Origin of the sequence: Pseudomonas sp. CM25 (genome assembly GCF_013179705.1) — a bacterium.
GTDB lineage: Bacteria > Pseudomonadota > Gammaproteobacteria > Pseudomonadales > Pseudomonadaceae > Aquipseudomonas.
On the sequence record NZ_JABMCW010000276.1, the window covers coordinates 1 to 7,441 of the forward strand.

Annotated in this window: 10 protein-coding genes; all 10 read left to right on the forward strand. The window is 64.0% G+C overall.

The window, feature by feature from the left end; all coding sequences use genetic code 11:
• On the forward strand, positions 1 to 406 hold a 406-nt coding region (locus HP546_RS22740; RefSeq protein ID WP_172229761.1), incomplete at its 5' end, for a triphosphoribosyl-dephospho-CoA synthase.
• Position 407: 1 nt separating this feature from the next.
• Positions 408 to 707, forward strand: a complete 300-nt coding sequence (locus tag HP546_RS22745) for a malonate decarboxylase subunit delta (RefSeq protein ID WP_172229763.1) — start codon at positions 408 to 410, stop codon at positions 705 to 707.
• Positions 700 to 1,548 carry a biotin-independent malonate decarboxylase subunit beta gene (locus tag HP546_RS22750; RefSeq protein WP_172229766.1) on the forward strand — a complete coding sequence of 283 codons (849 nt, stop codon included), beginning with the start codon at positions 700 to 702 and terminating at the stop codon, positions 1,546 to 1,548. The genes HP546_RS22745 and HP546_RS22750 overlap by 8 nt, the downstream gene beginning before the upstream one ends.
• Positions 1,545 to 2,336 (forward strand): biotin-independent malonate decarboxylase subunit gamma, encoded by a 792-nt coding sequence (mdcE, locus tag HP546_RS22755; RefSeq protein ID WP_172229769.1) that lies wholly within the window; start codon positions 1,545 to 1,547, stop codon positions 2,334 to 2,336. The genes HP546_RS22750 and mdcE overlap by 4 nt, the downstream gene beginning before the upstream one ends.
• Before the next feature lies 1 nt (position 2,337).
• A complete protein-coding gene (locus tag HP546_RS22760; protein WP_172229772.1) occupies positions 2,338 to 2,952 on the forward strand; it encodes a malonate decarboxylase holo-ACP synthase in 615 nt (204 codons plus the stop codon).
• Positions 2,949 to 3,869, forward strand: a complete 921-nt coding sequence (mdcH, locus tag HP546_RS22765; protein WP_172229775.1) for a malonate decarboxylase subunit epsilon — start codon at positions 2,949 to 2,951, stop codon at positions 3,867 to 3,869. Before HP546_RS22760 ends, mdcH begins: the two co-directional genes overlap by 4 nt.
• Before the next feature lie 218 nt (positions 3,870 to 4,087).
• A complete protein-coding gene (gene madL, locus HP546_RS22770) occupies positions 4,088 to 4,510 on the forward strand; it encodes a malonate transporter subunit MadL (RefSeq protein WP_172229778.1) in 423 nt (140 codons plus the stop codon).
• Positions 4,511 to 4,512: 2 nt separating this feature from the next.
• Positions 4,513 to 5,277, forward strand: coding sequence for a malonate transporter subunit MadM (gene madM, locus HP546_RS22775; protein ID WP_172229781.1), 765 nt, complete (start codon positions 4,513 to 4,515; stop codon positions 5,275 to 5,277).
• Positions 5,278 to 5,476: 199 nt separating this feature from the next.
• Positions 5,477 to 6,370: an RHS repeat-associated core domain-containing protein gene (locus HP546_RS22780; RefSeq protein WP_178126840.1), complete on the forward strand. Its 894-nt coding sequence runs from the start codon at positions 5,477 to 5,479 to the stop codon at positions 6,368 to 6,370.
• A gap of 542 nt (positions 6,371 to 6,912) precedes the next feature.
• A partial coding sequence (locus tag HP546_RS22785) for a hypothetical protein (RefSeq protein ID WP_172229784.1) occupies positions 6,913 to 7,441 on the forward strand: 529 nt, incomplete at its 3' end.

Consider the following 7,441-nt stretch of genomic DNA (forward strand, 5'->3'; position numbering starts at 1 on the left):
GCCACAGCAAAGCCACGGCCTGCAGGTGCGCCAGCGCTACGGCACCAGCGGCGCTCGGGAACAGGCACAGCAAGGCTTCCCCGCCGTCATCCGCCACGGGCTGCCGCAACTGCAGCGCAGCCGCGCCGCCGGCGCCAGCGAGCCTCACGCCCGTCTCGACGCGCTGCTGGCAATCATGGCGGTGCTCAGCGACACCTGCGTGCTCTGGCGCAGCGGCCCGGCCGGGCTGGCAGCCGTCCAGCAAGGCGCGCTGGCAGTTCTGGGCGCAGGCGGCAGCGCCACGCTGGCCGGGCGCCGGCAGCTGCGCGAACTCGACCAGCAACTGCTGCACCTGAACGCCTCACCGGGCGGCGCTGCCGATCTGCTCGCCGCCTGCCTGTTCCTCGACAAAGCCGGGAGCCTGTGACATGGAAACCCTGAACTTTCAATTCCCCGCTGCGCAACCTGGGCGTGGCCGCACGCTGGTGGGCTGCGTCAGCTCCGGGGACCTCGAAGTGCTGATCGAACCCGGCACCGCCGGCAGCCTGCAGATCCAGGTGATGACTTCGGTAAACGGCAGCGCTGCGCGCTGGCAGCAACTGTTCCAGCGCTTGTTCGAGGACCGCGCCTGGCCGGCGGTGAATATCGATATCCACGATTTTGGCGCCACCCCCGGCGTGGTGCGCCTGCGCCTGGAGCAAGGCTTCGAGGAGATTGCCCATGACTGATACCGAACGTTTGCTGCACAGCCGCAGCTTTGTCGAGCTAGGTGCCCGGCAACGGGCCCGCGCACTGCTCGACGCGGGCAGCTTCCGCGAACTGCTGGGCCCTTTCGACCGGCTGATGTCGCCGTGGTTGCCGCGCCAGGGCATCGTGCCGCAGGCCGACGATGGCGTGATCATTGCCAAGGGCCTGCTGAACGGGCGCAACGCGGTGGTCGCCGCCATTGAAGGCGGCTTTCAGGGTGGCAGCATGGGCGAGGTGGGCGGTGCCAAGATTGCCGGTGCGCTGGAACTGGCCATCGAAGACAACCGCAACGGCGTCCCTACCTGTGCGGTGCTGCTGCTGGAGACCGGCGGGGTGCGTCTGCAGGAAGCCAACCTGGGCCTGGCGGCGATTGCCGAGATCCAGGCAGCCATCGTCGAACTGCGTAACTGGCAGCCGGTGATCGGCCTGATCGCAGGTTCGGTCGGCTGCTTCGGCGGCATGTCCATTGCTGCGGGCCTGTGCAGCCATCTGCTGGTTACCCGCGAAGCGCGCCTGGGCCTCAACGGCCCGCAGGTGATCGAGCAGGAGGCGGGCATCGGCGAGTACGACGCCAAGGACCGCCCCTTCATCTGGAGCCTGAGCGGTGGCGAGCAGCGCCATGCCAGCGGGTTGGTGGATGGCTACGTGGCGGATGATATCCAGGCGGTGCGCGAACAGTTGTTGCAGTTACTTGACGCACCTTCCAGCGACCGCGCCAGCCAGTACGCCTGGTTCCTCGAACGCCTGGCCGGGCTGGGCGATAACTGCCCGCAACTGGATGCCGCGACCGTACGTCAACTTTACCAAGGAGAAGCCCGATGAACCGTGCACTGAACTGGCTGCCGGGCCTTGCCGGCGGGCAAGCCTTGCCGGGCTATCCCGCGTCGTTGCGGGTTATCGAGGGTGAGCTCGACAACCGCCCGGCGCGCTTCATCGCCGTGGTGCCCGATGCAGCAAACCCGTTCCCCCGCGCGCGCTCGGGCGAGGTCGGCGTGCTGGAAGGCTGGGGCCTGGCCAAAGCCGTGAGCGAGGCGGTAGAGGCGGACCGAAACGGCCAGAAGCGTGCCATCGTTGCGGTCATCGATGTGCCCAGCCAGGCCTATGGTCGTCGCGAAGAGGCGCTGGGCATCCATCAGGCGCTGGCCGGTGCAGTGCAGGCATACGCTCGGGCGCGGTTGGCCGGGCATCCGGTGATCGGCCTGCTGGTCGGCAAGGCCATGTCCGGTGCCTTCCTGGCCCACGGCTACCAGGCCCAGCGCCTGATTGCCCTGGACGATGCCGGGGTGATGGTACATGCCATGGGCAAGGCGGCAGCGGCGCGCATTACCTTGCGCAGCGTCGAGCAACTGGAGGCCCTGGCGGCCGAGGTACCGCCCATGGCGTACGACCTGGCCAGCTACGCGTCGCTGGGCTTGCTGTGGCGCCGCCTGACGGTGGAGAACGCTGAGGCGCCGAGCAGCGCCGATATCACTCAGGTGCGCGCCTGCCTGGCCGAAGCGGTGCGCGACATCGGCAGCTCGACCGACCTGTCGTCGCGGCTGGCCGGTGAAAACCGTAGCGCCTCGCGGCAAGTGCGCGAACAGCTGCGCCGCCAGTGGCAGGGGGCGTGAAATGAACACACCACGGCCGCACGACCTGCTTTGGGGTATGCCTGTGTCGGCGCTGCCCGATGATGCACCGCAGTGGGCCCAGGATGTGCTGGCCAGCGCTCAGCCGGTAGTGGTGCGTCGTGCCAGCTGTGGGATCGGCTGGGTGGCGGTGGGGTTGCGTGGCCAGGGTAGGGTGCAGCGCTTGGGCGCCCTGATGCGGCTGGCCGACATCCAGCGCCAGCTAGGCCCGGAAACGCTCCGCTGGCAGGTGGCAAGCCCGTGGCCTGCGTTGCGTGCTCTGGCTTCGGTCGCACCGGTACTGGAAACCACGGGGCTGGCCTGGGGGCCGACCGGTGGGGCCGGGTATCAGATCGCCACGGGCAGTGAGGTGCTGCACGCCGACAGTGACCTGGACCTGGTGTTGCGCACGCCACAGCCCCTGGCCCGCGAGCAGGCGCGGGACTTGCTGGATATTCTCGACTGCGCGCCTTGTCGTATCGACGTGCAACTGGAGACCCCGGCCGGGGCCATCGCCTTGCGTGAGTGGGCCGGGTTTTCCCCGCGCGTGCTGCTCAAGTCGGCAAGTGGTCCGCTGCTGGTCAGCGACCCATGGGCAGCACTGGAGCATGCCGCATGAGCAGCCTGTTCGCGTTCCCCGGCCAGGGCGCCCAGCAAGCGGGCATGCTGCAGCACCTGCCTGAGGGCGCCGGGCAACTGCTGGAGGAGGCCAGCGACACCCTCGGTCAGCCCGCGCTGGCGCTGGACAGTCAGCCCGCGCTGCAATCTACCCGTGCCGTGCAGCTGTGCCTGCTGCTGAGCGGCGTGGCCTGGGCGCGCTGGCTGATGCAACGCAGCCCTGCGCCGGATTACGTGGCGGGGTTGTCGATTGGTGCCTACCCGGCAGCGGTTGTCGCCGGCGCACTGGGTTTCGCCGATGCGGTCCGGCTGGTTGCCCTGCGCGGGGAGCTGATGCAGCGCGCCTACCCGCAAGGTTACGGCATGACCGCACTCAGCGGCCTGGACCTGGCCAGTGTCGAGCATCTGCTGGGCGAGGTGGGTGGCGAGGTGTATGTGGCCAACCTCAACAGTGAAAACCAGATTGTCATTGCCGGTAGCGATACGGCGATGGCGGCGGTCGCGGCCCTGGCGCGCAGCCTGGGCCGGGGCGTGGCTCGCCGGCTGGCGGTGAGCGTGCCGTCGCATTGCCCGCTGCTGGACGGCCCGGCAGCGGAGTTGGCCAATGCGTTCGCCACGGTCGAACTGCAACGGCCCCGTATCACTTACCTCAGTGGCAGCAGCGCGCGGCCGGTTTTCGACCCGCAGCGCCTGCGCGATGACCTGGCCGGCAACATGGCGCGGCTGGTCGACTGGCGTGCCATGGTGCGCAACGCCTATGAACGCGGCGTGCGTCTGCACCTGGAAATGCCGCCTGGCAGCGTGCTCAGCGGGTTGGCACGGTCGGTGTTCGAACAGGGCAGGGTGGTGGCGGTGGACGGTACCCGTTGGGACACCCTGGATGCGCTGCTGCGCCAGGAGGTGGCCGACCGGCGATGAAGGCTGGTATCGCGATGGATGGCACGGGCTGCGCCCGTGTTCGCGGGTAAACCCTGCTCCCACATGCAGTGCACATGCCTTGAATGCTGTGAAATTACTGTGGGAGCGGCGGTGCGGCGATCCGATTTACCCGCGAAGAAGCCAACGCGGTGCCTGCAGGTTTACTGAAGGCGAAGAACAACAACAAGCAACTTCGACACTACCTGAGGGCAACAATAATGATCATCTATGGTGTGGCACTGCTGGCGGTCTGCACACTTGCCGGCGTTATCGTCGGCGACTTCCTGGGCGTGCTGCTGGGCGTCAAATCCAACGTCGGCGGGGTCGGCATCGCCATGATCCTGCTGATTTGCGCACGGCTGTACATGCACCGCAACGGCGGCATGAGCAAGGAATGCGAATTCGGCGTGGGCTTCTGGGGCGCCATGTACATCCCGGTGGTGGTGGCCATGGCTGCCCAGCAGAACGTGGTCACCGCCTTGCATGGCGGGCCGGTGGCGCTGCTGGCCGCCATTGGGGCGGTGCTGGTGTGCGGTGCGACCATCGCGCTGATCAGCCGCAGCCATCGCGGCGAGCCCTTGCCTGCCCTTGAACCCACCCCCGAAGCCAATGTGCAGGCTGCCCCTGCAGGAGGTCGTTGAACATGTGGCCACTTATTGACAATGCCCTGGAACACAACGGCCTGATCACTGCTTTTGCGGTGGTGGGCGCCATCATGTGGCTTTCGGTTCTGATGTCGAAATACCTGACCTTCGGCCGTGTGCACGGCTCGGCCATCGCCATTGTCATCGGCCTGGTGCTGGCCTGGGTCGGCGGTACTCTGACCGGTGGCCAGAAAGGCCTGGCCGACATGGCGCTGTTCTCCGGTATCGGTTTGATGGGCGGGGCCATGCTGCGTGACTTTGCCATCGTCGCCACGGCCTTCGAAGTACAGGCCACCGAGGCGCGCAAGGCCGGGATGATCGGTGCGCTGGCGCTGCTGCTGGGCACCGTGCTGCCATTCATTGTCGGCGCGGCGGTGGCCTATGCCTTCGGCTATCGCGATGCGGTGAGCATGACCACCATTGGCGCGGGTGCGGTGACTTACATCGTCGGGCCCGTGACCGGGGCTGCGCTGGGTGCGAGCTCGGACGTGATGGCCTTGTCGATTGCCACCGGGCTGATCAAGGCGATTCTGGTGATGGTGTTTACCCCTGTGTCTGCGCGGTTACTGGCGCTGGACAACCCGCGGTCGGCGATGGTGTTCGGCGGGCTGGCGGGGACCGTATCGGGGGTGACGGCCGGGTTGGCGGCGACGGATCGGCGGCTGGTGCCGTATGGGGCGTTGACGGCTACCTTCCATACCGGGTTGGGTTGCCTGATGGGGCCGTCGATACTGTACTTCTGTGTGCGGGGGTTGGTGGGTTGAGGCGAGCGCAGGCCGTGTGCGAGCTGTGATGAGTCGCGCAGGGTCTGAAATAGGTCATAACCTTGAGTGAGCAGGATTGCGATAACAAAGCGCAGGAATCACAGCCTGTTATTTATGCCAGTTCAAGCATTGCTCCGGCTGTGAAAGACTTGGCCGATCAGCAGGTGTGGCTCGTGCGCTTTCTAAGAGGTTCGCTGACATGACAGTCCGTATGAACGCTTTTTATCAAGGCGGGCTAATATCCGCGATTGTTGACCCACAAGGTACATGGAGAAGGTTAGGGTGGTCCGGCAAGACACCGCTGTCCGAATATCGTGGCGAGCGAAATGGGCTTGTTAGTCTCATGGTAGCTTCAGACCATGCAGGTTCGGTCTTGTCAAGTGGCGTTGCGCGTGCACCACGCAGTATCAGCTATAATCCTTATGGATTCAGTCACTCGGGGGGAAAGGACCAGCCATCGCTGAAATTCAACGCAGCGTACATTGAACCCATGGGTTTGTATTTGTTAGGCAACGGCGTGCGAGCTTACAGTCCTCAGTTGATGCGCTTTTGCTCTACTGATGCACTAAGCCCCTTTCATCGGGGCGGGTTGAACGCTTATGCGTACTGTCTTGGGGATCCGGTGAATCGTAATGATCCATCAGGCAGGACGGCCAAGCTCATAAAATGGTTTGGGCGGAAGTTTGCATTCATCGCTCCGAAGTACACAAAGGCCAAAAGTCAGATCATGCAGAAAGCCAATGATCAAACTGGGGTCATTGCAGGGCTGGCAACGGACTTCGCTGGCCTAAAGCTTGCCAAGCGCGATGCGATAAAGGATACAAGCTTGACGAATATAGACAGGCAGAAATTTGGTGAGCAAGGAAATGCGATAAATGCTGCAGAGTGGCAGGTGGAAGTGCGGCACTCCGAGCTACTGGAGGGGGACTTGCAAATCCTGCAGATGATTGATTCCGTGCCTCATAAATATCAGGATGCTGCAGTGCTTGAATTGAAGAATTCGATAAAGGTTTTTCACGAAAATCTGGATCTCGATAATTTTCAGACTGCATTTCTTATACGTCACGAGAACGATTTGCTACGGCGGCGATGAAACGACGTCAGTGAAACAATGCGCTTTGGGCGCGTTTTTGGCTTCTGTGTGCGCGGACTAGTAGGTTAAGGCCTTTGCATCACAGCCACATCACCGGGGCCGCTCTGCGGCCCATCGCCGGCAAGCCAGCTCCCACAGGGTTAGCACTGACCTGAAGACTTGTGCAGGATCGCACTGCTCTGAGGCTTTATACAGAGCCTGTGGGAGCTGGCTTGCCGGCGATGAGGCCGGTCGGCGCTACATCAATGCCAGGTGATATCCCCGGTCCGTCAGTCGTGCAGCAGCTCTGTGAGCCTTGGTCATCTGCCCATGATGCACCGCATTTGGGCTCATCAGTGATCCTGCTGTTCATTCCATCGGCAGGTGAAAACATCCTCTACCAAACACCCCACAAGCCACCCCCAATTCGGGGAAAAACGCTGGGGCATCCTCCCCAATCCGTTTCGATTGCCTACGCAACCCTCTGAAAACCCTAGCAATTAGCACCTGGCACACAGCTTGCTCCAGCTCCTCGCAGAGTTCCTGTGTTCCGGAGGTGCAGCATGTCGACGCCGCTCAAAGGCCCCGTCCTGTCATCACTTGTACTGGCCTTGCTTGGCTGGGAAACGACCAGCGAGGCGGCTGTGCAGTGCCAGCGCACCTTGGTCGCCAATGTGGTGGCCCTGGACCAGCCGCTGATGTTCAACCGCCTTGGTGCGCAAAACGCCAATGGCATGATGTTCGCCCTGCGCGAAGATGTGGTGGACGACAAGAACGTCCCTCTGGGCAAGGGTGGCGCGGCGGTGCCGGGGAAGGTGACCCTGCGCCCGGACAAGCGCCCACGGCCGATCGTGCTGCGGGTGGCGGCCGGTGACTGCCTCACCGTCAACCTGACCAACCTGCTGGCCTATCAGGCCAACCCCAACAAGCACGGTATCGACCCCGAAGAAACCGAGGGCGAGGGGGAAGAGGAGGAAGGGCCGGAAAACGAAGTCGACAACCAAGGCGGTGAGCACTTCGTGGCTGACGAACAAGTGACCGACCGCCATGTCGGCTTCCAGGTCAACGGCATGCAAGCCGTCAACAGCATCG